The sequence below is a fragment of the Actinoplanes sp. NPDC051494 genome (assembly GCF_044454705.1).
Taxonomy (GTDB): Bacteria; Actinomycetota; Actinomycetes; order Mycobacteriales; family Micromonosporaceae; genus Actinoplanes.
The window spans coordinates 248,755-270,942 of the sequence record NZ_JBITDZ010000003.1; the positions used below are offsets into that span (position 1 = coordinate 248,755).

General features: G+C 70.5%; 23 protein-coding genes. 12 read left to right on the plus strand and 11 right to left on the minus strand.

What is annotated here, in order from left to right:
- Genes ACIA6A_RS13695 through ACIA6A_RS13705 form a run of 3 tightly spaced genes read left to right on the plus strand, consistent with a single transcriptional unit; the run spans position 1 to position 2,103 of the window.
- On the plus strand, positions 1-468 hold the full coding sequence (locus tag ACIA6A_RS13695; protein ID WP_396097895.1) for an AAA family ATPase: 468 nt from the start codon (positions 1-3) through the stop codon (positions 466-468).
- Positions 469-511: 43 nt separating this feature from the next.
- Positions 512-1,054 carry an RNA polymerase sigma factor gene (locus ACIA6A_RS13700; protein WP_396098538.1) on the plus strand — a complete coding sequence of 181 codons (543 nt, stop codon included), beginning with the start codon at positions 512-514 and terminating at the stop codon, positions 1,052-1,054.
- A complete protein-coding gene (locus ACIA6A_RS13705) occupies positions 1,051-2,103 on the plus strand; it encodes a hypothetical protein (RefSeq protein WP_396097896.1) in 1,053 nt (350 codons plus the stop codon). The genes ACIA6A_RS13700 and ACIA6A_RS13705 overlap by 4 nt, the downstream gene beginning before the upstream one ends.
- Before the next feature lie 6 nt (positions 2,104-2,109).
- On the opposite strand, the gene ACIA6A_RS13710 is transcribed toward ACIA6A_RS13705, so the two are convergent.
- The 5 genes from ACIA6A_RS13710 to ACIA6A_RS13730 all read right to left on the minus strand — a co-directional run bounded on the left by ACIA6A_RS13710 (position 2,110) and on the right by ACIA6A_RS13730 (position 6,110).
- Entirely contained in the window at positions 2,110-2,712 is a 603-nt protein-coding gene (locus ACIA6A_RS13710) for a DUF2625 family protein (protein ID WP_396097897.1), read from the minus strand.
- Positions 2,713-2,758: 46 nt separating this feature from the next.
- Complete coding sequence (locus ACIA6A_RS13715; protein WP_396097898.1) at positions 2,759-3,667, minus strand: threonine/serine dehydratase; 909 nt, start codon at positions 3,665-3,667, stop codon at positions 2,759-2,761.
- A gap of 9 nt (positions 3,668-3,676) precedes the next feature.
- Positions 3,677-4,738, minus strand: a complete 1,062-nt coding sequence (locus ACIA6A_RS13720; RefSeq protein ID WP_396097899.1) for a type I glyceraldehyde-3-phosphate dehydrogenase — start codon at positions 4,736-4,738, stop codon at positions 3,677-3,679.
- A 568-nt stretch (positions 4,739-5,306) separates the two neighbouring features.
- Entirely contained in the window at positions 5,307-5,696 is a 390-nt protein-coding gene (locus tag ACIA6A_RS13725) for a hypothetical protein (protein ID WP_396097900.1), read from the minus strand.
- Between the two features lie 99 nt (positions 5,697-5,795).
- On the minus strand, positions 5,796-6,110 hold the full coding sequence (locus ACIA6A_RS13730; RefSeq protein ID WP_396097901.1) for a hypothetical protein: 315 nt from the start codon (positions 6,108-6,110) through the stop codon (positions 5,796-5,798).
- A gap of 31 nt (positions 6,111-6,141) precedes the next feature.
- Between ACIA6A_RS13730 and ACIA6A_RS13735 the strand changes: the two genes are divergently transcribed.
- The 3 genes from ACIA6A_RS13735 (at position 6,142) to ACIA6A_RS13745 (ending at position 8,846) form a co-directional block, all read left to right on the plus strand.
- Positions 6,142-7,419 carry a hypothetical protein gene (locus ACIA6A_RS13735; RefSeq protein WP_396097902.1) on the plus strand — a complete coding sequence of 426 codons (1,278 nt, stop codon included), beginning with the start codon at positions 6,142-6,144 and terminating at the stop codon, positions 7,417-7,419.
- 92 nt (positions 7,420-7,511) lie between these two features.
- Positions 7,512-8,120: a GTP cyclohydrolase II gene (ribA, locus tag ACIA6A_RS13740; RefSeq protein WP_396097903.1), complete on the plus strand. Its 609-nt coding sequence runs from the start codon at positions 7,512-7,514 to the stop codon at positions 8,118-8,120.
- A 78-nt stretch (positions 8,121-8,198) separates the two neighbouring features.
- Positions 8,199-8,846, plus strand: coding sequence for a D-alanyl-D-alanine carboxypeptidase family protein (locus ACIA6A_RS13745; protein WP_396097905.1), 648 nt, complete (start codon positions 8,199-8,201; stop codon positions 8,844-8,846).
- Here ACIA6A_RS13745 and ACIA6A_RS13750 read toward each other — a convergent pair.
- Positions 8,843-9,643 carry a class I SAM-dependent methyltransferase gene (locus ACIA6A_RS13750; RefSeq protein WP_396097906.1) on the minus strand — a complete coding sequence of 267 codons (801 nt, stop codon included), beginning with the start codon at positions 9,641-9,643 and terminating at the stop codon, positions 8,843-8,845. The two genes, ACIA6A_RS13745 and ACIA6A_RS13750, sit on opposite strands and share 4 nt — an antisense overlap.
- A 111-nt stretch (positions 9,644-9,754) precedes the next feature.
- Here ACIA6A_RS13750 and ACIA6A_RS13755 point away from each other — a divergent pair, with 111 nt between their 5' ends.
- Positions 9,755-10,780: an aspartate-semialdehyde dehydrogenase gene (locus ACIA6A_RS13755; RefSeq protein ID WP_396097907.1), complete on the plus strand. Its 1,026-nt coding sequence runs from the start codon at positions 9,755-9,757 to the stop codon at positions 10,778-10,780.
- A gap of 236 nt (positions 10,781-11,016) precedes the next feature.
- Here ACIA6A_RS13755 and ACIA6A_RS13760 read toward each other — a convergent pair whose 3' ends face one another.
- Positions 11,017-12,501, minus strand: coding sequence for a hypothetical protein (locus tag ACIA6A_RS13760; protein WP_396097908.1), 1,485 nt, complete (start codon positions 12,499-12,501; stop codon positions 11,017-11,019).
- Positions 12,502-13,187: 686 nt separating this feature from the next.
- On the opposite strand from ACIA6A_RS13760, the gene ACIA6A_RS13765 reads away from it, so the two are divergent.
- A complete protein-coding gene (locus ACIA6A_RS13765) occupies positions 13,188-14,600 on the plus strand; it encodes an RNB domain-containing ribonuclease (protein WP_396097909.1) in 1,413 nt (470 codons plus the stop codon).
- A gap of 36 nt (positions 14,601-14,636) precedes the next feature.
- Here ACIA6A_RS13765 and ACIA6A_RS13770 read toward each other — a convergent pair whose 3' ends face one another.
- The 4 genes from ACIA6A_RS13770 to ACIA6A_RS13785 all read right to left on the minus strand — a co-directional run bounded on the left by ACIA6A_RS13770 (position 14,637) and on the right by ACIA6A_RS13785 (position 18,909).
- Complete coding sequence (locus ACIA6A_RS13770; RefSeq protein WP_396097911.1) at positions 14,637-15,650, minus strand: NADPH:quinone reductase; 1,014 nt, start codon at positions 15,648-15,650, stop codon at positions 14,637-14,639.
- A 13-nt stretch (positions 15,651-15,663) separates the two neighbouring features.
- Positions 15,664-16,113: a VOC family protein gene (locus tag ACIA6A_RS13775; RefSeq protein WP_396097913.1), complete on the minus strand. Its 450-nt coding sequence runs from the start codon at positions 16,111-16,113 to the stop codon at positions 15,664-15,666.
- A 68-nt stretch (positions 16,114-16,181) separates the two neighbouring features.
- On the minus strand, positions 16,182-17,012 hold the full coding sequence (panB, locus tag ACIA6A_RS13780) for a 3-methyl-2-oxobutanoate hydroxymethyltransferase (RefSeq protein ID WP_396097914.1): 831 nt from the start codon (positions 17,010-17,012) through the stop codon (positions 16,182-16,184).
- A gap of 97 nt (positions 17,013-17,109) precedes the next feature.
- Positions 17,110-18,909 (minus strand): NAD+ synthase, encoded by a 1,800-nt coding sequence (locus ACIA6A_RS13785; protein WP_396097915.1) that lies wholly within the window; start codon positions 18,907-18,909, stop codon positions 17,110-17,112.
- Between the two features lie 167 nt (positions 18,910-19,076).
- Between ACIA6A_RS13785 and ACIA6A_RS13790 the strand changes: the two genes are divergently transcribed.
- From ACIA6A_RS13790 to ACIA6A_RS13805, 4 genes are all read left to right on the plus strand, one after another.
- A complete protein-coding gene (locus tag ACIA6A_RS13790) occupies positions 19,077-20,429 on the plus strand; it encodes a glutamine synthetase family protein (protein ID WP_396097916.1) in 1,353 nt (450 codons plus the stop codon).
- Positions 20,430-20,511: 82 nt separating this feature from the next.
- Positions 20,512-20,937 carry a DUF350 domain-containing protein gene (locus ACIA6A_RS13795; protein ID WP_396097917.1) on the plus strand — a complete coding sequence of 142 codons (426 nt, stop codon included), beginning with the start codon at positions 20,512-20,514 and terminating at the stop codon, positions 20,935-20,937.
- Positions 20,934-21,395 carry a GNAT family N-acetyltransferase gene (locus ACIA6A_RS13800; protein ID WP_396097918.1) on the plus strand — a complete coding sequence of 154 codons (462 nt, stop codon included), beginning with the start codon at positions 20,934-20,936 and terminating at the stop codon, positions 21,393-21,395. The genes ACIA6A_RS13795 and ACIA6A_RS13800 overlap by 4 nt, the downstream gene beginning before the upstream one ends.
- A 9-nt stretch (positions 21,396-21,404) precedes the next feature.
- Positions 21,405-22,178 (plus strand): type 1 glutamine amidotransferase, encoded by a 774-nt coding sequence (locus ACIA6A_RS13805; protein WP_396097919.1) that lies wholly within the window; start codon positions 21,405-21,407, stop codon positions 22,176-22,178.
- The last annotated feature ends 10 nt before the right edge of the window (positions 22,179-22,188 follow it).

A 22,188-nucleotide genomic window follows, 5' to 3' on the forward strand; every position in this document is an offset into this window, starting at 1 on the left:
GTGGCGCGGGTTCTGATTACGGGGATGTCGGGGACCGGGAAGTCGACGGTGCTGGCGGCGCTGGGTGCGCTGGGGCATCGGGTCGTGGACACCGACACCGAGCAGTGGAGCCGGTGGGTGACGCTGCCTGATGGGGAACGGGACTGGGTGTGGCGGGAGGATGCCGTCTCCGGTCTGCTGGCCGGGCATCGGGACGGGCATCTGTTCGTGGCCGGGTGCAAGAGCAACCAGGGGCGGTTCTACCCGCAGTTCGACCGGGTCGTCCTGCTGAGTGCTCCGGCTGACGTGCTGCTCGCCCGGATCGCCTCGCGGACCAACAATCCGTACGGCAAGCGGCCGGAAGAGCTCGCCGCCATCCTTCGGCACCTGGCCGAGGTCGAGCCGTTGCTGCGGGCTACCGCCACCGTCGAGATCGATGCTTCCGGGCCGGTCGCGGAGGTCGTACGGCGGGTGCTGGCGGGGTTGTGAAAGTCATCCGCAACGATTGCCGGGGGCCGTGCGTGTCCTCGCTGTGACAGCCAGCGCTGAGCGTGCCCACATAGGAGCGAGGCCGGTGGATCAGGCCCCTTCGTTCGACGAGTTGTATGCCGCGCATGATGCCGATCTGACCGTTCAGCTGTATTTGTACTTCGGGGATCGGCAGGAAGCGCACGACATCGTGCAGGAGGCATTTTGCCGGGCTTACGCCCGGTGGCGGAGCATTTCGCGGTACGAGGACCCGGTCGGCTGGGTTCGTCATGTTGCCTGGAATCTGGCGTTGAGCAAGTGGCGGCGTACCCGATCCGCTTTTGCGTTCCTGAATCGGCAGCGGCGCATCGAGCCGCAGGTCGCCGGGCCCGGGCCGGAACGGGTGGCGGTGCTTGCCGCGCTCGCGATTCTTCCGGAGCAGCAACGGCGGGTGGTGGTGCTCCGGTATGTCGCCGACCTGACCGTGCCGGAGATCGCCGAGCGGGAGCGCGTCGCGGAGGGCACGGTGAAGTCCTGGTTGCACCGGGCCCGGCTGGCGATGGCCGCTCACCTGAAGACCGATGATGCCGGGGAAGGCGCACGATGACCGACCAGCTGGAACAGCTTCTCAAGCAGGCCCGGACCGAGTCGTTGCGGGAGGTGCTGGCGCCAGGAACGGATCAGGTACGCCGTACCGTGCGGCGCCGCCGGGGGATTCTGGCCGGGACCGGGGCGGTCGTCGCGGTCGGGGTGATCGCGTCGGGGATCGCGCTGGCCGGGGGCGGCGGTGGTGGTGGCGATGTCGCGCCGATCGCTCCTCTGCCGGTCGCGCCGCCACCGCCGTCGGCGGAACTATGGGTGCCGGAAGGGCCGCTCCCGTCGCCGGATCCGGTGCTGGAGTCGCGGTTCGCGGCAGCCGATGCCGCGCTCGGCGACCGGCAGAAGGAACCTTTCGTCATGGGGACCACCGGGGTGGTGAGTCCCGATTACGAGAACCACGTGAACGACATGGCCGCGGACGACTATCAGCTCTATGTCTACTGTGGGGGAAAGGGCACGATCGACGTGGTGGTGAAGGCCGGGCAGGCCGGTGACACGAAACTGGCGGCCGGCACCGTGGAATGTGCGGACAGGCCCGATCCGGAGCCGTTGGCGTTCACCCAGCCGGTGACCGGCTATCTGCGGGTGTTCCTGAGCGGTGACAAACAGGCCTCGGACAAGGGCGCTTTCTCGTTCAAGTTCGTCCGGGTGGCGGATCTGGTGGTGCCGGCGAGTGCCGAATCGGTCGCGAACGCGGAGAAGGCGGCCCGGTTGCTGACCGCCGCCGGGGTCAGCGCGCCGGAAAAGGTGACCACCGAACGGGACAAGGCGGTGGACTCGCCGCACCCGGCGGGGGATTACCGGGCCAGTTTCGGGTGTGCCGGACCGGGGACGATGAGCTTCATCATCCGGTCGGGAAAGACGCTGCGCGACGGTACGGTCGCCACGAACGGACAGACGCAGACGGCGGTCAGTTATCGGTGCACGGCGGCCGGCAAGATCACCAAGGACGTGGCCATGAAACTCCCGGCCGGTTCGGCGTTCACCGTCACCGCGGAGGCCGACGACCCGGCGCGGGACAGGGCCGGCTGGGCGTGGGCGATCACCCCGGCCTGAGCCCGGTCAGCCCAGCTGGGTGGCGAGATCGTCGTACAGGTCGATGAGCTGGGCCATCGGGATCGGCCGGCGGGAGACCGCGGACAGGTCCCGGCCCTCGCGGGTGAACGGTGGCGGCATCGCGCTGATGCCCTGGCCGAGGTCGAGTTCGGCGACCTCGGCCGGCCAGCCGGGCCAGCGCAACGACGCGTAGAAACCGGTCAGGCCGCCGCTGAGAACGGCGGACAACCAGGCCGTGTAACCCTGGTCGAGGTCGAGCCAGCTCAAGGCGTCCGGGCCGAAATAGTGCACCGTCGGCCGGGCTTGCGGGGCCGGCTGGACCCAGGCGAAACGGCCGCCGAGAACGTCGTGCGCGACGACGACACCGTCGGGTTGGGCGATCACCTCGGGCAGGCCGTCGTGGCCGCTGCCGAGCACGCGCACCCAGCCGTGGTCCACGAGAATGCCACCGGAGGAAGCGACCACGGCGCCGAGCCAGGACCTGGTGGTGAGACCGCCCAGCGCGGTCAGGCAGGCCGCCGCCCGGGCCGGTTCGGCGGGCAGGACATCGACCGGATAGGGGGCCCCGGCGATCGCCGCCGAGATCTCGGGCCAGGCATTCTCATCCACGATCGGTCCGGCCTTCCGTGAGGGCGTCGCCAATGGGCGATCGGTTTCAGCTGAGGTCCGAGGGGTTCGTGTTCGCGCCGCACAACAGCACCACCACCCGTTCGTCCGGGGCGGGCACGTAAGCGCCCGAGGTCAGGGCCGCCTGGGCGGCCGCCGTTCCGTGCTCGACCGCCAGCCGGTACTCGTCCCACAGATGGCGACGGGCCTCCACAATGGCGTCGTCGTCGACGAGCACCGAGGTCAAAGACGTTTCCACCGCCGTTTCGTACGCGATCCGGCCGATCCGCCGCGCGCCGAGGGAATCCGCCGCGACCCCCGAGACCGGCACGTCCACCGGAGCGCCCGCGGCGAGGGCGGCGCTCAGGGCCCGCGCCGTGACCGGTTCGACCGCGACGACCTTCTTCTTGCCGTTCAGGGCCGCGACGACGCCCGCGATCAGGCCACCGCCGCCGACGGCGACCAGCACGGTGTCGAACGACGCCTGGTCCAGCAGTTCCAGGCCCAGCGTGCCGTTGCCGGCGACCATGTCCGCGTCGTCGTACGCGTGACAGAAGACCGCCCCGGACTCCTCGGACCGGACGATCGCCGCCGCGTACGCTTCCGCGTACTCATGGCCGGTCTGGGTGACCGACGCGCCCAGCTTGGCGAGTTTCGCGACCTTGACCGGCGGTGCGGTCTCCGGCACGTAGATCTCGGCGCGGACGCCCAGCTCGCGTGCCGCGTAGGCCGCGGCCAGCCCGGCGTTGCCACCCGAGGCCGCGATGATGCCCGACGCCGGCAGACCCCGCTCGGCCGCGGCGAGGATCTTGTTGAACATGCCGCGGGTCTTGAACGAGCCGGCGTGCTGCAGCAGTTCGAGCTTGTAGAGCACGGACCCGGTGTCGAGGACCGGCGTCGACCGGACCCGGCCGTGCAGTCGCCGGGTCGCGGTCTCGAGCGCGTTGCTGTTGATCACCAGGTCTTTCTACACGACGGCGGGATGCAGACGGGCGCCCGCGGGCACGGACTCACGTTCCCCCAGCAGGCGGGCCAGGTCCAGCAGCCGGTGGGAGAAGCCCCATTCGTTGTCGAACCAGCCCCGGACCTTGACCCGGCCGTCGGCGGTGACCCGGGTGCCGGCCGGGTCGAACAGGCAGGAGGCCGGGTTGCCGAGCACGTCGATCGACACGGTCGGGTCCGGCTCGTAGTCGATCAGGCCACGCATCGGCCCGGCCGCCGCCTCGGCCATCGCCCGGTTCACGTCCTCGACCGTGACCCGGCGGTCGATCTGCCCGCCCAGCTCGGCCAGGGACCCCACCGGCGTGGGTACGCAGTAGTAGCTGTGGCAGATCTCGCCGAGCCGCGGCAGCACGACGCTGACCAGGTCACCCGCCACATGATCGTGCGGGATGGTGCTCTGCGCGCCGGCCCGGCCCAGCCGCGGGTCGTCGCGGGAGGTGCCGACGGACTGGTCGTGCACCTTCTGCCAGCCCTGCATCGCCAGGATCACCGAGGTGTGCACGCTGTGCAGGTCGTACCGGTCGAGCAGCACTTTCGCCATCACGGACAGGGCGTTCACCCCGCAGGAGGCGGGCGAGACCACATCGTGCCGGTCCGGGTCGTAGCTGTCCTGGTTGGCCCCCCACACCAGGTACGCGTCCGGGTTGTCGGCGGAAGCACTGATCAGCACCTTGCGGGCGCCGCCGTGGCTGATGTGGGCGCGGGCGAGGTCACCGCCGCGGAAGCGCCCGGTCGCCTCGATGACGACGTCGACACCCTCGTCGGCCCACCGGATCCGGCTGGGCTGCTGCTCCTGGAACGCCCGGATCGAGCGGTCGTTGACGATCAGCTGCCCGGGACGCGTGGCGACGGTGCCGCCGAAACGGCCACGTAAGCTGTCCCGTTTCAAGCCGTAGGCCAGCCGATCCGGCGCCGCGATGTCATTAATGGCGACCACCGTGATTCCGGGATCGAGGGCCTGGCTGACGATACGCATAAGGGTGCGACCGATGCGCCCGAAACCGTTGATACCGATTCTGACACTCACCAGGAACTCCTCGCGGCCGGTCGATCAACAAGCGCTCACCACGCGACGGACAGCGCGGAAAATCGTACCCATGGGGTACCCGCGGTCACATAGCAGACACTATGAGTGTGCAACTTGCACGTCAACAGGGGCATCCGGAGGGGAGACTCACAGACACGCACCCGGGTGAGGAGCGCTTCCAGCCGTTTGATAGTCCTCACCGGACAGTGGTCTTCACCAGCTGATACGGTGGATCTGCGCAGGCCGGAGATCGTCCGGCGGCAGCGTGGTGAGCGACCGCAGGTCCCGGCCCCGCCCGGCAGGTGGCGGGGCGGCCGCCGCGGTCGCCGCAACGTCGGGTGTCACGGTCCGGAACGGGACGTCATGCCTGGTGAATCATTATTTGATGCATTCACGCCGGCCTTCGTGCCGATTCCGGCGGCGGCGCCCGTTGCGGAGCCCGCGGGGAATTCGGGCGTGCGGGATCGGTCCTCCCGAGACCGCCCGGGCGGGATTCGCGAAGCGGGCCGTCCACGACCTGAGAATTGACGGACCGCCATTCCCGGGCGCTGAGGTCAGGGCGCTGAGGTCAGGTCAGGGCGCTGAGGGATTCGACACCGGTGCGCGCGAAGTAGTAGATCGCGTGGCCACGGTGGTGGCTGAGCAGCCGGCCGATCGTCTCGCGGGCCGCCGGGGCGGCCGGGACGATGAGCAGGATGTGACCCTGCTGCCAGCCCGCGAGGTACAGGTTCATGATGGTGGCGTCGCGGCCCCAGTCCCGCAGGTGGCAGGGCCCGGCCTGCTGGGGGCGGATCGGCCGGGGGATGAAGCCCGCGTCCGACAGGGATCTCATCGCGGCGTCGGCGTGAGCGCGACCGGGGAGGAGACCGGCGACCGCGTCGACCGGGCGGGCGACCGCCGCTGCCGCGGGCGCCTGAGCGGTGAGGGGATGGACGGTGAGGGGATGAGTAGTGGTCATCGTGATCGCCTCCAGCGCAACCAGACTCCTCGAAGCCTAGGGCGGCGGCGCCCTGCCGGGAACGCGCAGGCGGATCCCCGACAGAAGCGCGTACCCGGATCACCAGGCGACGACGCCCTGGCGGATGGGCTGCAGCGAGCCGATCTGCAGCGACGCCATGGTGATGGTGCTCTTCTCCGGGGCGGGGAAACCCTCGAGCTCGGCCGACATGTCCGCGGTCCGGCAGCCCGCCGGGTCTTTCGAGGAGGAGGAGGAAACAGCGGCGACGGAGGCCGTCGTGGTGGCGGGCGCGGCGGAGGAAAGAGGCGCAGCGGCAGGAAGAGCGGGCGTGGTGGTGGAGGCGCAGCCAGCCGCGACGACAGCGACAGCGGCCACCGGGAGGAGGCGGAGCGCGAGGCAGGTGGTGGAGCGCATGATGGGATCCCTTCGACGATGTGCTCGACGCGTGCTGACCCCACCGACCCTGCCCGGTCCGTTGCGTCACCCGTCGCCGGGAATGTCGCTCTGGCACGAACGCGGGAGTAGTTTCCCGATCATCGCGATGGGCGGTGATCTTCTCGGCGATGCTGGAGGGATGGCCGAGGGGGACGATGCGATCAGTTCGGTACGCCAGTTCCGGCGGTTCGCGCTGGTGGTGTGCGTGGCGGGGGCCGTGGTGCAGCTGGTGCTGACCGCGTATTACCTGGGCATGGGCCACAAGGCGACCCCTCGTGACGTACCCGTCGGGTTGGTCTCCCCGGCCGCCAAGCAGGCCGCGGTGATCGACCTGCTGGAGCAGAACGGGGTCTTCCGGGTCGACGTCTTCGCCTCGGTGACGGAGCTGGACACCGCGATCAAACGCCGGGAGGTGTACGGCGGGGTCGACGTGACCGCCGCGCAACCGCACCTCTATACCGCGGGTGCCGCCGGGCCGGCCGCCGCGACGCTGCTGCGCACCACGTACACGACGGTCGTCGCACAGCAGAACGCCGAGCAGCTCAAGGCGCTCGCGCAGCAGGGTGACACCGTCTCGGTCGCGCAGGCCCAGCTGCTCGCGACGCCACCGCAGATCACCGACGTCGTCCCGCTGCCCGCCGACGACGTCAGCGGTGCCTCGCTCGGCTTCCTCACCCAGGCGCTCGCCCTGGGCGGCACCATCGCTTCGCTCGGCCTGGGCCGGCTCATCCCCCGGACGCGACGTTCCTGGAGGCGGGCGGCCGGGCACCTGACAACCCTTTTCCTGTACGCGGTGAGCTCGGCGGCCGTGGTCCTCTGGTCCATGAGCTGGTTCGGGGTCGGAGCGGGCGCGAACCACGCGGAGATGTTCGCCATCTTCGCGCTCGTGTCGCTGGCCATCACCGGCTCGACCGCGGGCGCTGTGGCGTTGCTGGGCCCGGCCGGCGCGCTGGTCGGTGCGCTGTACTTCACGATCGGCACGGTCATCTCGGGGGCCAGCATCCTGCCCGAGTTCCTGCCGGCGTTCGGCCGGGTGCTCGGGGAGAATCTGCCGACCGGTGCGGGGGTGCAGGCGGTTCGCGACGATCTGTATTTCCCGGCCGCGCCGATCGGTTCGCACCTGCTCGTGCTCGGCCTGTACGCCGGGGTCGGCTGCCTCCTCGTGCTGGTCACGAACCTGCTGCCGAACCGCAGCGACCGGGTTTCGGAGCTCGATCTGGAGGTCCGGGACCGGATCGAGGGCAACGAGGTCCGCGAGCCCGTGACGATTCCCTCACTCAACCCTTGATCCGATGTGACGTTTCCTGCGTGGATCCCTTAACAAGTGCCGGGTACGGTCGTACCTGTACTTGAAGCGTCAAGTGCTAAGGGAGCGCGTACATGTCTCTGGGTATTCGTAGTCGCGTCACCGTCCCGCTGAAGTTCGCGGACGGCTATGCCACCACGGCTGAGGTCATCACGTTCGACGGCCTCGCCGACGGCAAGGAGCACCTGGCCCTCAAGCTCGGTTCCCCCGGGGCCGTGCCGCTGGTCCGGCCGCACTCCGAGTGCATGACCGGCGACGTCTTCGGCTCCGAGCGCTGCGACTGCGGCCCGCAACTGCGCGAGGCCGTCGAGCGGATCGCCGAGACCGGCGGCTACCTGCTCTACCTGCGCCAGGAGGGCCGGGGCATCGGGCTCTACGCCAAACTCGACGCGTACGCGCTGCAGGACCTCGGCATGGACACGTACGAGGCGAACCGCGCACTCGGGCACGCCGATGACGAACGCGACTACACCGCCGCGGCGCAGATGCTCTCGGTGCTCGGCGTGACCGAGGCCGACCTGCTGACCAACAACCCGGACAAGGCCGGGCAGTTGCGCGAGCTCGGCGTGTCCGTGCGCTCGGTGCAGCCGACCGGGGTGCACGCCTCCGACGCCAACGTGCGCTACCTGCAGGCCAAGGTGTCGCACACCGCGCACACCATCGACCTGCCGCTGGCGGTCTGACTTCCGCGGTAGCCGCTCAGTTATTTTCCGGTTGCGCCGAACAGGCAGGGGTCAGCCGGTCGAGCGCGGGGGTTCGCTGTGGGGATCGAGGGCGTCAACAGTCGGATCGCGGCCATCCAGAGCCGGATGATCGCCATGCAGACCCAGCAGGCGACCAAGCCGTCGGCCACGACGACGACCGCGGCCGGGGGCTCCGGGGCCACGACGGCCTCGGGGGCCTCGTTCGCCACCGCGCTGCAGAGCGCCATGGGAGCGCAGGCGACCTCGGCGGCGCAGGCGACCACGGCAGCGGCCCCGGCGGACAAAACGTACTCGTTGAACGGCAAGGGGATTCCGACCGAGCTCGCGGCGTACGGGAACGGCAAGATCCCGGCGAACGCGCTGGAGAAAGTCGGCAGCACCGGCCACAAGCTCTGGGCGCCGGCGGCGCAATCGCTGAACCAGATGATGGCGGACGCCAAGGCCGACGGCGTGACCATCGGCATCACCGACTCCTACCGGCCGTACGAGGAGCAGGTCGACCTGGCCAAACGCAAGGGGTTGTACTCCCAGGGCGGGCTGGCCGCCAAACCCGGCACCAGCGAACACGGCTGGGGCATGGCGACCGACCTCGACCTCAACTCCAAGGCACAGACCTGGATGCGGGCCAACGGGGAGAAGTACGGCTTCACGGAGAGTGTCCCCCGCGAGCCCTGGCACTGGTCCTACAAGCCCAGGACCGCCTAGACCTTCAGGATCAGCTCGCCGTGCAGCAATGACATCCAGCCGTCGGGGTCGGCGGCCCACGTCCGCCAGCCGGCCGAGATGCGTTCCAGGTCCTCCTGGGTCGCGGCGTCGCTGTCCAGCGCCTGGCGCGCCAGGTCGGATGCGAGGATCCGGTCCGCCCAGAGGCCGCCCCACCACGCCCGGTCCCCGGGGGTGGCGAAGCACCACGTGCTCGACGACGGCGTCACGTCGGTGAAGCCGGCCGCGCGGGCCCAGGAGAGCAGCCGCCGGCCCGCGTCGGGTTCGCCGCCGTTGCTGCGGGCGACCCGTTCGTACAGATCGAGCCACTCGTCCAGCTCCGGCAGCTGCGGGAACCAGGTGAACGCGGCGTAGTCGCTGTCACGGACCGCGACGATGCCGCCCGGCCTGGTGACCCGGCGCATCTCGCGCAGCGCCTGGACCGGGTCGCCGACATGCTGCAGCACCTGATGGGCGTGCACCACGTCGAACGTGTCGTCCGGGAACTCGAGGGCGTGCACGTCGCCGACGACGAAGTCCACCGTCGTCAGCCCACGGCCGGCGACCTCAGCCCGGGCCAGGGCGAGCGCGTCCTCGGTGCGCTCCAGTGCGGTGACGCGCCCGGGTGTGATGTGCGTCGCGAGTTCCGCGGTGATCGTGCCGGGACCGCACCCGACGTCCAGCAGGGTGGCGCCGGAGGTCAGGTGGGGCAGGAGGTAGCCCGCCGAATTTTCTGCGGTGCGCCAGCGGTGGGAGCGCAGGACCGATTCGTGATGCCCATGTGTGTAGACGGCAGCCATGGCACCGACGCTACGACCGCGTCCCGTATTTCGGGAGCAAAATCCTGAGATCTGAGACGCGGTCGTTTTACCGATTTCCGTACGTGGTGCCGGGGCCGTAGCTTTGTGCCCATGAGGATCGGCATTGTGGGCGCGACGGGGCAGGTCGGCAGCGTTATGCGCCGCATCCTGGCCGAGCGCGAATTCCCGGTTGACCAGCTCCGTCTCTTCGCGTCCGCGCGCTCGGCGGGACGCACCCTGCCCTGGCGCGACGGCGAGGTGACCGTCGAGGACGCCGCCACCGCGGACTACCGCGGCCTGGACATCGTGTTGTTCTCCGCCGGCAAGGGCAGCTCCAAGGAGTACGCCCCGCGCGTCGCCGAGGCCGGTGCCGTCGTGATCGACAACTCGTCGGCGTACCGGATGGACCCGGACGTCCCGCTCGTCGTCGCCGAGGTCAACCCGGACGCCATCGCGAACCGCCCCAAGGGCATCATCGCCAACCCCAACTGCACCACCATGGCCGCGATGCCGGTGCTGCGCCCGCTGCACGACGAAGCCGGTCTCGTCGCCATGGTCGCCACCACGTATCAGGCCGTCTCCGGTGCCGGCCTGGCCGGTGCGGCCGAGCTCGACGAGCAGGTCAAGAAGGTCGCCGACCGGGCCCTCGAGCTCGTCCACGACGGCAGCGCGGTCGACTTCCCGGCACCCCGCTCGTTCGCCCGCCCGATCGCGTTCAACGTCCTGCCGCTCGCCGGCTCGATCGTCGACGACGGCCTCGGCGAGACCGACGAGGAACAGAAGCTGCGTAACGAGAGCCGCAAGATCCTCGGCATCCCGGACCTCAAGGTCTCCGGCACCTGCGTCCGCGTCCCGGTCTTCACCGGTCACTCCCTGCAGGTCCACGCCCGCTTCGCCCGCCCGATCAGCCCGGCCCGGGCGACCGAGCTGCTGGCGTCCGCCCCCGGCGTCGAACTCTGCGACATCCCGACCCCGCTGCAGGCGGCCGGCCAGGACCCGACGTACGTGGGCCGGATCCGCAACGACGAGACGGTCGACAACGGCCTGGCCCTCTTCATGTCCAACGACAACCTCCGCAAGGGTGCCGCCCTCAACGCGGTCCAGGTCGCCGAGCTGGTCGCCGCAACCCTGCGCTGACCGCCTTTCTGCTGCCGGTCCCGTCCCGCCATTTCGGTGGGGCGGGACTTTTTTGTCGTTCCTTCGGGGGGTCTTTGCGACGCTCCATTATGGAAAAATGGGTCTTTTTGTGCGAATCGGTAGCGCATGGCCGGTTTGAGGTGCACAGTGATGTCATGAACGACAGTGGGCCCGGCGGCGGCTACTTCTGGTGCCTCCGCCACAAGCGGGTCGAGTCCGGCGACGACGTGTGTCCGTCACAGTTCCGGCTCGGTCCGTACGCCTCCGCCGACGACGCCACGCGGGCACTCGACACCGTCGAGAAGCGCAACGCGGCGTGGGATTCCGAGGATGCCCGCTGGACCGGGGAGGTCAGCTAGGCCGGCAGGACCCGATCGCGCGGTCCACCGGCCCGCGCACGGTGTCCACGCCGGAATCTTCGGTCTCCAGGCGGAGACGAGCCCGCAGTCATTCGCAAGGAGGAACTTCCCCATGGCCGCTACCAAGAAGGCTGCCCCGGCCCGGGCAGCCGCGACCCGGGCCACCCCGGCCCGGGCCGCAGGCACCGCCACCCCGGCGGCGCCGAGAAAACCCGCCGCCAAGTCGGTGCCGGCGACGAAAGCCGCCGCCCAGCGGGTCACCACCAAGGCTGTCACCACCAAGCCCACCACGGCCAAGACCGTTGCGGCCAAGCCCACCGCGGCCAAGGCTGTCGCGGCCGGCGTGGTTGCGATCAAGCCCACGGCCGCGAAGCGCACGGCTGCCGCCGCCACCAAGTCCGCGGCGAAGCGTACGGCCGCCGCGACCTCAGGCACCACCAAGACTTCCGCCGCCCGCGCGACTGTCGGCCGGACGCCCGCCGCCAAGCGCACGGCAGCGGCCGGCAAGACCGCGGCTCCGGTGACCACCGCGACGGCGGCGAAGCGGACTGCTGCGGCCACCTCGGCAACCGGCGCGAAGCGGGCCATCGCCAAGCCGGTCGGCTCGAAGGCGTCGGCCACCACGAAGGCTCCGGCGACCAAGACCACGGCCAAGCGGGCACCCGCGACGAAGACCGCGACCAAGGCCCGGACGACCGCCGCCGCGCGGACGGCAACGTCCCCGGCCAAGGCCGCTACCGTCAAGCCGACCACCGCGAAGCCGGCTGCTGCGAAGAGGGCAGCGACCACGTCGGCACCGGCGAAGGCAACAACGCCGTCGGCCATTGGCGCCAAGACCGCGGCCAAGTCGAGCCCGGTGAAGGCCAGTTCCGCGAAGGCCAGTTCCGCGAAGGCCGGCTCTGCGAAGGCCGGGGCGGTGAAGGCCGGTGCGGCCCGGGCCGTGGTGAAGTCGGCGCCGGCCCGAGGTGCCGCGTCCAAGACCGCCGCGGTCAAGGCGACCGGTGTGGCCAAGAAGGCTGTTGCCACGTCGACCGCTGCGAAGCGGAGTTCGATGAAGCCGGCTGGCCCGTCAGCGCCCGCCGCGGGAAAGACCGTGGCGAAGAAGGCTGCTGCTACGAAGACCACGGCCACCAAGACCACGGCTACCAAGACCACGGCCACCAAGGCCGCGGCCACCAGGACCGCGGTGAAGAACGTTCCGGGCAAGAACGCTTCGATGAAGAGCGCGGCGGTCACGGCGGCCAAGGCTGGGACCACGACGGCCGCGACCAAGTCGGCTGGGACCAAGCCGGCTGGGGTCAAAACGGCGACGGGTAAGGGTGCTGCGGCCACGTCGGCGGGGTTGAAGGCGGTCGCGGTCAAGGTAGCCGCGGGTAAGACGGCAGCTGGGGGTAAGGCAGCGGCCAAGCCGGCTGCGGGAGCGGCGACCGCGGGCAAGTCGGCGGCGGGCAAGTCGGCGGCGGGCAAGGCAGCTGCGGGCAGGGCGGCCGTGGGTAAGGCGGTCGGGGGTAACGCGGCCGTGGGTAAGGCGGTCGCGGGTAAGGCGGTCGCGGGTAAGGCGGTCGGGGGTAAGGCGGCTGCTGGCAAGACGGCGGCGGGGGCTGTGTCGGCTGGGGGGCAGGCCGCGGGTTCGGTTTCGGCGGATGCGAAGTCGGCGGCGGTCAGGGCTGCCGCGGCCAAGGCTACGGCGGCCGCGGTCAAGGCTTCGCGGGCTGCCAAGTCTGCTGCCGGCAAGGCTGCTGCTAATGCGTCTCCCGCCACCCGGGTCACCACGGCCGGGCGCGCTGCCGGGAATGCCGGCGCCAACGGGCGTACGGGGGCCGGGGTCAAGGCCGGGAATGCGAAGTCCGCGGGGATGACCAAGAATTCTGCGACCAATGCCGGCCGGGTTGCGAAGCCGGCCGGGGCTGCTGCCGCTCGTCAGGCTACGGCCGCGGGCAATGGGCGTACCGGAGGATCTCGCAAGGCCACCGTGAAACGCTGAACCGGACCGCAGATCTCGGGCCGCGCCGATTTCGGCGCGGCCCTTTGCGTGTTAGGAATGAGCCGTGCCTATTGTTCGTGTGCTGGCTCCGCGCATTGATTTTTCCGTGCTGCGGACGGAGTTGGATCTGCCGGGCGAGTTTCCCGCCGAGGCGGTGGCCGAGGCGCGGGCGGCGGTGGCCACCGCGCTGCCGCCCACCGACCGGACGGACATCCCGTTCGTCACCGTCGACCCGGTCGGTTCGCGGGACCTGGACCAGGCCGTGCATCTGTCGCGGGCCGACGGTGGCGGTTTCCGGGTGCGGTATGCGATCGCGGATGTCGCCGCCTATGTCCGGCCCGGTGGGGCGCTCGAGGCGGAGACCTGGGTGCGGGGGCAGACGATCTATCTGCCGGACGGGAAGGTTCCGCTGCACCCGCCGGTGCTGAGTGAGGATGCCGTCAGCCTGCTGCCCGGTGTGGACCGGGCCGCGATCCTCTGGACCATCGACCTGGACGACTCCGGTGCCATCACCGCCGTCACCGTCGAACGGGCCCGGGTCCGTAGCCGGGCCCAGCTGAACTATCCGGACCTGCAGGTGGCCGCCGACGAGGGCAGAGCACCCGAAGCGGTCGCGCTGCTGAGCGAGATAGGAACGCTGCTCGCCAAGAATGCCGCCGCCCGGGGCGCGGTCAACCTTCCCCTGCCCGAGCAGGAAGTGGAGCCTGACGGGGACGGCTGGCGGCTGATCCTGCGAGCACAGCTGCCCGTCGAGAGCGACAACGCGCAGATCTCACTGCTGACCGGCATGGCCGCGGCGTCCCTGATGCTCGAAGGCGGGACCGGGCTGCTGCGAACGATGCCCGCACCACGCCCCGAAGCGGTCGACAAACTGAAGGCCGCCGCCCGCTCACTGGCGGTCGCCTGGCCGGACGGGGCGACGGTCGGCGCGGTCGTGGCGTCCGTCGAGCCGGCCGACCCACGCGGAGCCGCGTTCCTCAACCAGGCCGCCGAGCTGCTGCGCGGTGCCGGTTACACCGCCTTCGACGGTACGGCCCCCGAGCTGACCACCCACGGCGGAGTGGGAGCCCCGTACGCCCACGTCACGGCCCCGCTGCGCCGCCTGGCCGACCGCTACGCCACCGAGGTCTGCCTGGCCCTCCACGAGGCCCGCGAGATCCCCGCCTGGGCCCGCGAAGCCCTGCCAAGACTCCCCAGGACCATGACCACCACCGGCCGCACAGCCTCAGCAGCCGACCGGGCCGCCGTATCCCTGGCCGAAGCGGTCCTGCTCCAGAACCAGGTAGGCAGCACCTTCGAAGCAGCGGTCCTGGACGTGGACGACAAAGGCAGAAAGAGCGGCACGGTAGCGATCGACACCCCCGCAGTCCAAGCCCGCTGCGAAGGCAGCCTCCCCCTGGGAACCCGAACCCAGGTCCAGCTGACAAAGGCCGACCCCACCACCCGGGAAGTCCTCTTCACCCACCTTCCCGGCTGATACCGAGATCGTCGCGGGGTGACCGACCCCACCGCGTCAATCAGCGACGGAGATCAGAACCTTGCCCACGACGGACGCCTCGACAGCGGCATGCGCATCGCCGGTCAGGTGCAACGGGAAGTGATGCAACGGCAGCCCGTGCTCAGCCCCGACCGGCAACGCCCCGTCGATCAGCGCCGACGTGACATCCTCGCCCGCGGCGCGCAGAGCCTCGGCCCCGACGGTGTAAAGGATGAGGAACTGAATCCGGGTGTTGAGCATCATGTGCGGCCGGATGTCGAACGCGACCGTGTCCCCGCCGTTGTTGGCGTAGATCGCGATGGTCGCGTGATTGGCCGCGACCGCCTGATTCAGCGCGGCGTTGGTGGCCGGTGAGACCTCGACGATCAGATCGACCCCGTCCGGGGCGACGGCCCGGATCGCCGCCGCCGGCTCTGCCTCGCGGTAGTTGACCACGTGATGCGCCCCGGCCGCGGTGGCCAGGGCCGCCTTCTCGGGGCTGCTGACCGTCGTGATCACCGTGGCGCCGGCCCATCGGGCGAGCTGGATCGCCGCGTGGCCCACGGCTCCCGCGCCGCCCGCGACCAGGACCGTGCGGCCGTCGAGGGCGCCGGGGGAGAGGCGCCGGGGGCCGTCCTCCGCCACCGTCAGGGCCCGGTGCGCGGTGACCGCGGGTACGCCCATCGACGCGCCCGCGTCGTACGAGATCGGGTCGGGGAGGGGGAAGACGTGCTCGGCGGCGATGACGGTGAACTCGGCGGCGGTGCCGTAGGGGCTGTTGTGGGCGGCCAGCATGACCCAGACCCGGTCGCCGGGGCGGAACGCGGTGATGTCCGGGCCGACCGCGTCGATGGTGCCGGCGCCGTCCTGGTCGGGGGTGAGCTCGGGGAACGGCAGCTCGCCGGCGGATCGGCGTTTCCAGTCGGTGGGGTTGACGCCGGAGCGGATGATCCGCACGCGGACCTGGCCGGGGCCGGGTTCCGGGGTGGGCCGTTCGACGAGCTGGAGCACGGATGTGTCGCCGGTCTCGCTGAAGACGATCGCCTGCACGGTGACTCCTCGGTCAGGGAAGCAGAGGCGCGCCGACGTCGTCGAGCGGCCAGTCCGGGTGGTGGGTGATCTCCCAGAGGTGCCCGTCGGGGTCGGTGAAGTAACCGAGGTAGCCGCCGGACTCGGTGGGCAGGCCGGCGCGGACCAGGGTCGCCCCGGCCTGCACGACCGAGCGCAGTGCGTCGTCCACCGCGTGCGGGCTGTCGACCGCGATGCTGAGCATGGTGGCGCGGGTGCCGTCCGGGACGTGGGACGACACGGTGCGGTTGGGCAGGCCCGCGTCGACGGTCAGGTCGCTGGTGGCGACGAGGGAGAGGCGGCCGCCGGAGGTGTGGAAGTAGCTCACCACCCCGGGCACCGACGCCTTCGACAGGCGCCAGCCGAGCGACTCGTAGAACTCGGTCGCGCGGGCGACGCTGGCCACGCCGAGGGTGGCGAGGCCGACTCGGGCAGGAACGGACATGGACACCTCCGTGGTACGGAATGCCACCGTAGCGATCTTGCCCGAGCCGTGCCACATGGGGTTTTGTCCTAGAAGGTGTGTTCCGCGGCCGGGAACTCGCCGGTGCGGACCTCGTCGGAGAACTGCTTGACCGCGTCGCCGAGCAGCCCCGCCATGTCGGCGTAGCGCTTCACGAACCGGGGCGCCGTACCCTCGCGCAGACCGGCCATGTCCTGCCAGACCAGCACCTGGGCGTCGGTGTCCGGGCCCGCGCCGATGCCCACGGTCGGGATCGGCAGTTCCTTGGTGATCTGCGCGGCGACCTCGCCCATCACCATCTCGAGCACCACCGCGAACGCGCCCGCCCCGGTCACCGCCCGCGCGTCGGCGAGCACCTTCTCGGCGTCGCTGCCCCGGCCCTGGACGCGGTAGCCGCCGATGGCGTGCTCGCGCTGCGGCGTGAAGCCGATGTGCGCCATCACCGGGATGCCGGCCCCGGTCAGCGCCTCGATCTGCGGGGCGACCCGGCGGCCGCCCTCCAGCTTGACCGCGTGGGCGCCGGTTTCCTTCATGAACCGCACGCCGGTACGCAGGGCCTGCACCGGACCTTCCTCGTACGACCCGAAGGGCAGGTCGGCCACGATGAGCGGCGTCTTCGTGGCGCGCACGACCGCGCGTACCAGAGGGATCAGCTCGTCGACCGTGATCGGCAGTGTCGTCTCGTGGCCGAAGACGTTGTTGGCGGCCGAGTCGCCGACCAGCAGCACCGGGATGCCCGAGCGGTCGAAGATCGCGGCGGTGTACTGGTCGTAGGACGTGAGCATGGCCCAGCGGTCGCCGCGTTCCTTGGCCGCGATCAGGTCGCGGGTCCGCACGCGGCGGGTCGGTGGGCCGCCGTACAGGGTGGGCACGTCGGACATGGTGATCTCCTTCCCTCGAGGCCGCCGAATGCGGTCCCCGGGTACGACCGATCGTCGCACCGGGAACCGCTTCGTGGTCAGGGGTTCGTGGAGCCGATCACACACCCTCGCGGAATCTGTTGGTGATCGGGAGCCGGCGGTCGCGGCCGAAGGCCTTGATGGAGATCTTTGTACCCGGTGCGGACTGGCGGCGCTTGTACTCGGCGATATCCACCATGCGCAGCGTCCGGTCGACCAGCGCGGCGTCGTGACCGGCGGCGATGAGCTCCGCGCGGCCCTCGTCGCGGTCGATGTAACCGGTGAGGATCGCGTCCAGCACCTCGTAGTCGGGCAGCGAGTCGGAGTCGACCTGGCCCGGGCGCAGCTCCGCGGACGGCGGCTTGGTGATCGAGCTCTCCGGGATCGGCGGCTCGCCACCGCGCCGCGCGGCGTCCGCGTTGCGCCAGCGCGCGAGTTTCCACACCAGCGTCTTGGGGACGTCCTTGAGCGGGTTGAAGCCGCCCACCGAGTCGCCGTACAGCGTGGAGTAGCCGACCGCCAGCTCGCTCTTGTTGCCGGTGGTCAGCACGAGGTGGCCCTCCTGGTTCGACAGCGCCATCAGGATCACGCCGCGGACCCGGGCCTGCAGGTTCTCCACCGCGAGGCCAGACAGCGACATGTTGGCCAGGAACGCGTCGACCATCGGCTGGATCGGCTCGGTGCGGTAGTCCAGGCCGGTGCGTTTGGCCAGGTCGGCGGCGTCGTCCTTGGAGTGGGCGGAGGAGTACCCGCTGGGCATCGAGACGCCGACCACGCGTTCCGGGCCGAGCGCGTCGACCGCGATCGCCGCGACGACCGCGGAGTCGATGCCGCCGGAGAGGCCGAAGGTCACCGAGCGGAAGCCGTTCTTGTCGACGTAGTCGCGCAGCCCGAGGGTGAGCGCCGACCAGATCTCGGCCTCGTCGGTGATCCGCTCGGCGATGCCGCCGACCGCCGGGCCGTCGGTGACCGGGCGCGGCTGCTGGTCGAGCTCGACGCGCTCGATGCCCATGTCGTCGGCGCCGCTGTCCTCGCCGCGCAGCGACTCGGCCGAGGTGGCCGGGGCGGGCGGCGGGGTGCCGGTGGCCGGGGCCGGTTCGATCTCGACGTCGTGCACGAGCAGTTCCTCGGCGAACTGACCGGCGCGGGCGAGCAGCTCACCGCGGGCGTTGACGATCACCGAGTCGCCGTCGAAGACGAGTTCGTCCTGGCCGCCGACCATGTTCACGTACGCGACGGTGGCGCCGGCCTCGGCGGCCCGGCGCTGGATGAGCGGCAGCCGGACCTCGTCCTTGTTCAGCTCGTACGGCGAGGCGTTGATGTTGACCACGAGTCCCACCCCGGCCCGGCGGGCCGCGGCGAACGGGCCGCCGGCCTGCCAGACGTCCTCGCAGACGGTGAGCGCCACGTCGATCCCGCCGAAGCGGACGACGGTCAGCGAGTCGCCCGGCTCGAAGTAGCGGTCCTCGTCGAAGACGCCGTAGTTGGGCAGGTGGTGCTTGAAGTACGTGGCCTTGACCTTGCCGCCGAGCAGCAGCGCGGAGGCGTCGCGCCGGCCGCGGCCGCGGACCGCGTCGGAGCTGGTCGGCGCGGGGCCGTCCGCGTCGACGTAGCCGACCACGACCGCCACGTCACCGAGGCCGTCGGCGGCCAGGTCGGTGGCCAGCTGCCGCAGCGCGTCCTGCGAGGCGGCCACGAAGGAATCCCGGAAAACCAGGTCCTCGATGGGATAACCGGTCAGCATCATCTCGGGGAACGCGACCAGCTGGGCGCCGGAGTCCGCGGCCCGCCGGGTCCAGCGGCGGACCGATGCGGCGTTGCCGGCGATGTCGCCGACGGTCGAGTTCACCTGGGCGAGGGCAAGGCGCAACGAAGGCATGCATTCATTCTTGCTCAGTGTTGGCATGTCATGCTGTGGGTACCTGCCGTACTGTCTGAGATCAACATCGGCCCTTACCCGGGACGCGCGCCAGGGCGTTGGTCAGCGTAATCTCGGCGTAACGGGACCGGGAGAGACTGACCGCCGGGCAAGTTCAAGGGGTTGACGTGGACCGACAGCAGGAGTTCGTGCTTCGTACGCTCGAGGAGCGCGACATCCGTTTTGTCCGGCTCTGGTTCACCGATGTGCTGGGCACGTTGAAAAGCGTCTCGGTGGCGCCGGCCGAGCTCGAGTCCGCCTTCGAGGAGGGCATGGGCATCGACGGCTCGGCGATCGAGGGCTTCGCCCGCGTCTCCGAGTCCGACATGGTGGCCATGCCGGATCCGACGACCTTCCAGGTGTTCCCGTTCGAGGGCGGGGCCAGCGGCGAGAGCGCGCGGATCTTCTGCGACATCCTGCTGCCCGACGGCAGTGCCGCCTGGGCCGACCCGCGCCACGTGCTGCGCCGGATGCTCGCCAAGGCGGCCGAGAAGGGCTTCACCTTCTACACCCACCCGGAGATCGAGTTCTTCCTGGTGCAGGACGGGCCGCTGGACGGCTCGGTGCCGATCCCGGTCGACAACGGCGGGTACTTCGACCACACCACGCACTCGGTCGCCCGGGACTTCCGGCGCCAGGCCGTGCTCGCGCTCGAGCGGATCGGCATCTCGGTGGAGTTCAGCCACCACGAGGTCGCGCCGGGCCAGCAGGAGATCGACCTGCGCTACGCCGACGCGCTGACCACGGCCGACAACATCATGACGTTCCGGCACGTGGTCAAGGAGGTGGCGCTCTCCCAGGGGGTCCGCGCGACCTTCATGCCCAAGCCGTACACCGACCAGCCCGGCAGCGGCATGCACACCCACCTGTCGCTGTTCGAGGGTGAGCGCAACGCGTTCTACGACGCCGAGGACCCGCTGAAGCTGTCCAAGACCGGCCGCGCGTTCATCGCCGGTCTGCTGGTGCACGCCCGGGAGTACACCGCGGTCACCAACCAGTGGGTCAACTCCTACAAGCGGCTCTTCCCGCTGCAGCTGCCCGACCGGATCACCGAGTCGCCGGCGTTCGTCAGCTGGGGCGCGCTCAACCGCTCCGCGCTGGTCCGGGTGCCCGCGTTCGGCAAGCCCGGCTCGGCCCGCGTCGAGGTCCGCTCGCTGGACTCGGCGACCAACCCGTACCTGGCGTTCGCCATCATGCTCGGGGCCGGCCTCAAGGGCATCGAGGAAGGCTACGAGCTTCCCCCGGGTGCCGAGGACGACGTCTGGTCGCTGTCCCCGCAGGAGCGCAAGGCGATGGGCTACGAGTCCCTGCCGGAGAACCTGGCCGAGGCGATCGACGTGATGAGCAAGTCGGAGCTGATCCCCGAGGTCCTCGGCGAGCACGTCTTCGACTTCTTCCTGCGTAACAAACGCCAGGAATGGGAGCAGTACCGGCGCGAGGTCACCCCGTACGAGCGTCAGCGTTATCTCGGGACACTCTGAGGTTTCGACCGGCCGGTGGATCACGCGCGAGCGCGGGTCCGATACCGTGCCCACGACATACGTCGTGACGAGGGGGAATGTCGTGCTGGAGAATTTGCTCGAGGGTGCCGGCAAGAGCATCGTGTTCGGTGCGCTCGGGATCGGCCTGATGGCCGTGGGATTCGTGCTCGTCGATCTGCTTACGCCGGGCAAGTTGCGCGACCTGATCTGGGTCGACAAGAACCGCAACGCCGCCCTGCTGCTGTCGGCCAACCAGCTCGGCATCGCGCTGATCGTGTTCACCGCGATCTTCACCAGTTACGACAACTTCGCCGAGGGGCTCGCGTCGACCGCGCTCTTCGGCATCCTCGGCATCGGTGTGATGGGCCTGGCGTTCGTGGTGCTGGACTGGATGACGCCGGGCAAGCTCGGTGAGGTCATCTGCACCGACGAGCACCACCCCGGCGCCGTGGTCAGTGCCGCCTCGCACTTCGGTGCCGCGCTGATCGTCTGTGCCTGCATCGCGTGACCCTGGTCGAGCTTGAGCCCGTCACGAAAGAGAACTGGCGTACCTGCGCGGGCCTGACCGTGCACCCGGCACAGAAGGACTTTGTCGCCGACGTCACCTACTACCTCTGCATGTGCAACTACGGCGACACCTGGCATCCGCTGGCCGTCCGGCTCGAGGGCCAGGTCGTCGGGTTCTGCATGTGGGCCCGCGACGACGACGGCAGCCGGTGGATCGGGGGCGTCGTGGTGGACGCGGCCCGGCAGCGGCAGGGGATCGGGCGGGCCATGGTCACGGCGCTGCGCGACCAGCTGGCCGCCGTGCCGGGCACCCCCAACGTGGCCCTGAGCTATCAGCCGGCCAACACCGCGGCCCGGGCGCTCTACCTGGCGCTGGGCTTCGTGGAGACCGGTGAGGTCGAGGACGACGAAGTCATTGCCCGGTGGACACCCGGGGTGGACGTCGTACCCACCCGATAGCCTCGGTGTGTGGGCACAGCACTGGTGATCGAGAACGACCCGTCCGATGATCTGCGCCGGCTCGGCGACTGGTTCGCGGAGGCGGGGCTCGAGGTGACTGTCGTACGTCCGCACGCGGGTGATCCGCTGCCCGGGACGCTCGACGGTTACCTCGCTCTGGTGGTGCTCGGCGGCGACCAGACCGCCTACGCCCCGGAGGAGGGCTCCTGGCTCCCGGCGGTCGAGGGGCTGCTGCGCAAGGCGGTGCGCAACCACGTGCCGACGCTCGCGATCTGCCTGGGCGCCCAGCTGCTCGCACAGGCCCACGGCGGCCTGGTCGAGCGCAGCACGTCCGGCCCCGAGATCGGGCCGGGGCTGGTCGGCCGGCGCGACGCGGCCGACACCGATCCGCTGTTCAAATGGGTGCCGCTGCTGCCCGACGTGTTGCAGTGGCACGGCGACGAGATCACCGAGCTGCCGATCGGCGCCGTGCTGCTCGCCGCCTCGACCCGCTACCCGCACCAGGCGTTCCGGCTCGGCGACCGGGCCTGGGGCCTGCAGTTCCACCTCGAGTGCGACGCGGCCATGTTCGCCGCCTGGGCGGAGTCCGGCCGCACCGAGCTGGACGAGCTCGGCTACGACCCCGAGGTCGTGGTCGCGGCCGTCGCCGGCGTGCTCGCCGATGTGGAGGAGGTGTGGCAGCCGTTCGCGGCCCGGTTCGCCGCGCTGGCCCTGGGCGAGCTGCCGGACGCCGACATCCCGGTGCCGGGCAACCCGCGCACGCTGCCGCTGCTGGGCCAGTGAGGGCGGTCCG

Bases quoted from the DNA above. Each gene is read 5' to 3' on its own strand.
- ACIA6A_RS13750 (WP_396097906.1), bottom strand. From the start codon at position 9,643: ATGGCTGCCGTCTACACACATGGGCATCACGAATCGGTCCTGCGCTCC.
- ACIA6A_RS13755 (WP_396097907.1), top strand. From the start codon at position 9,755: ATGAGGATCGGCATTGTGGGCGCGACGGGGCAGGTCGGCAGCGTTATG.
- panB (WP_396097914.1), bottom strand. From the start codon at position 17,012: ATGTCCGACGTGCCCACCCTGTACGGCGGCCCACCGACCCGCCGCGTG.
- ACIA6A_RS13775 (WP_396097913.1), bottom strand. From the start codon at position 16,113: ATGTCCGTTCCTGCCCGAGTCGGCCTCGCCACCCTCGGCGTGGCCAGC.
- ACIA6A_RS13730 (WP_396097901.1), bottom strand. From the start codon at position 6,110: ATGCGCTCCACCACCTGCCTCGCGCTCCGCCTCCTCCCGGTGGCCGCT.
- ACIA6A_RS13705 (WP_396097896.1), top strand. From the start codon at position 1,051: ATGACCGACCAGCTGGAACAGCTTCTCAAGCAGGCCCGGACCGAGTCG.
- ACIA6A_RS13785 (WP_396097915.1), bottom strand. From the start codon at position 18,909: ATGCCTTCGTTGCGCCTTGCCCTCGCCCAGGTGAACTCGACCGTCGGC.
- ribA (WP_396097903.1), top strand. From the start codon at position 7,512: ATGTCTCTGGGTATTCGTAGTCGCGTCACCGTCCCGCTGAAGTTCGCG.
- ACIA6A_RS13725 (WP_396097900.1), bottom strand. From the start codon at position 5,696: ATGACCACTACTCATCCCCTCACCGTCCATCCCCTCACCGCTCAGGCG.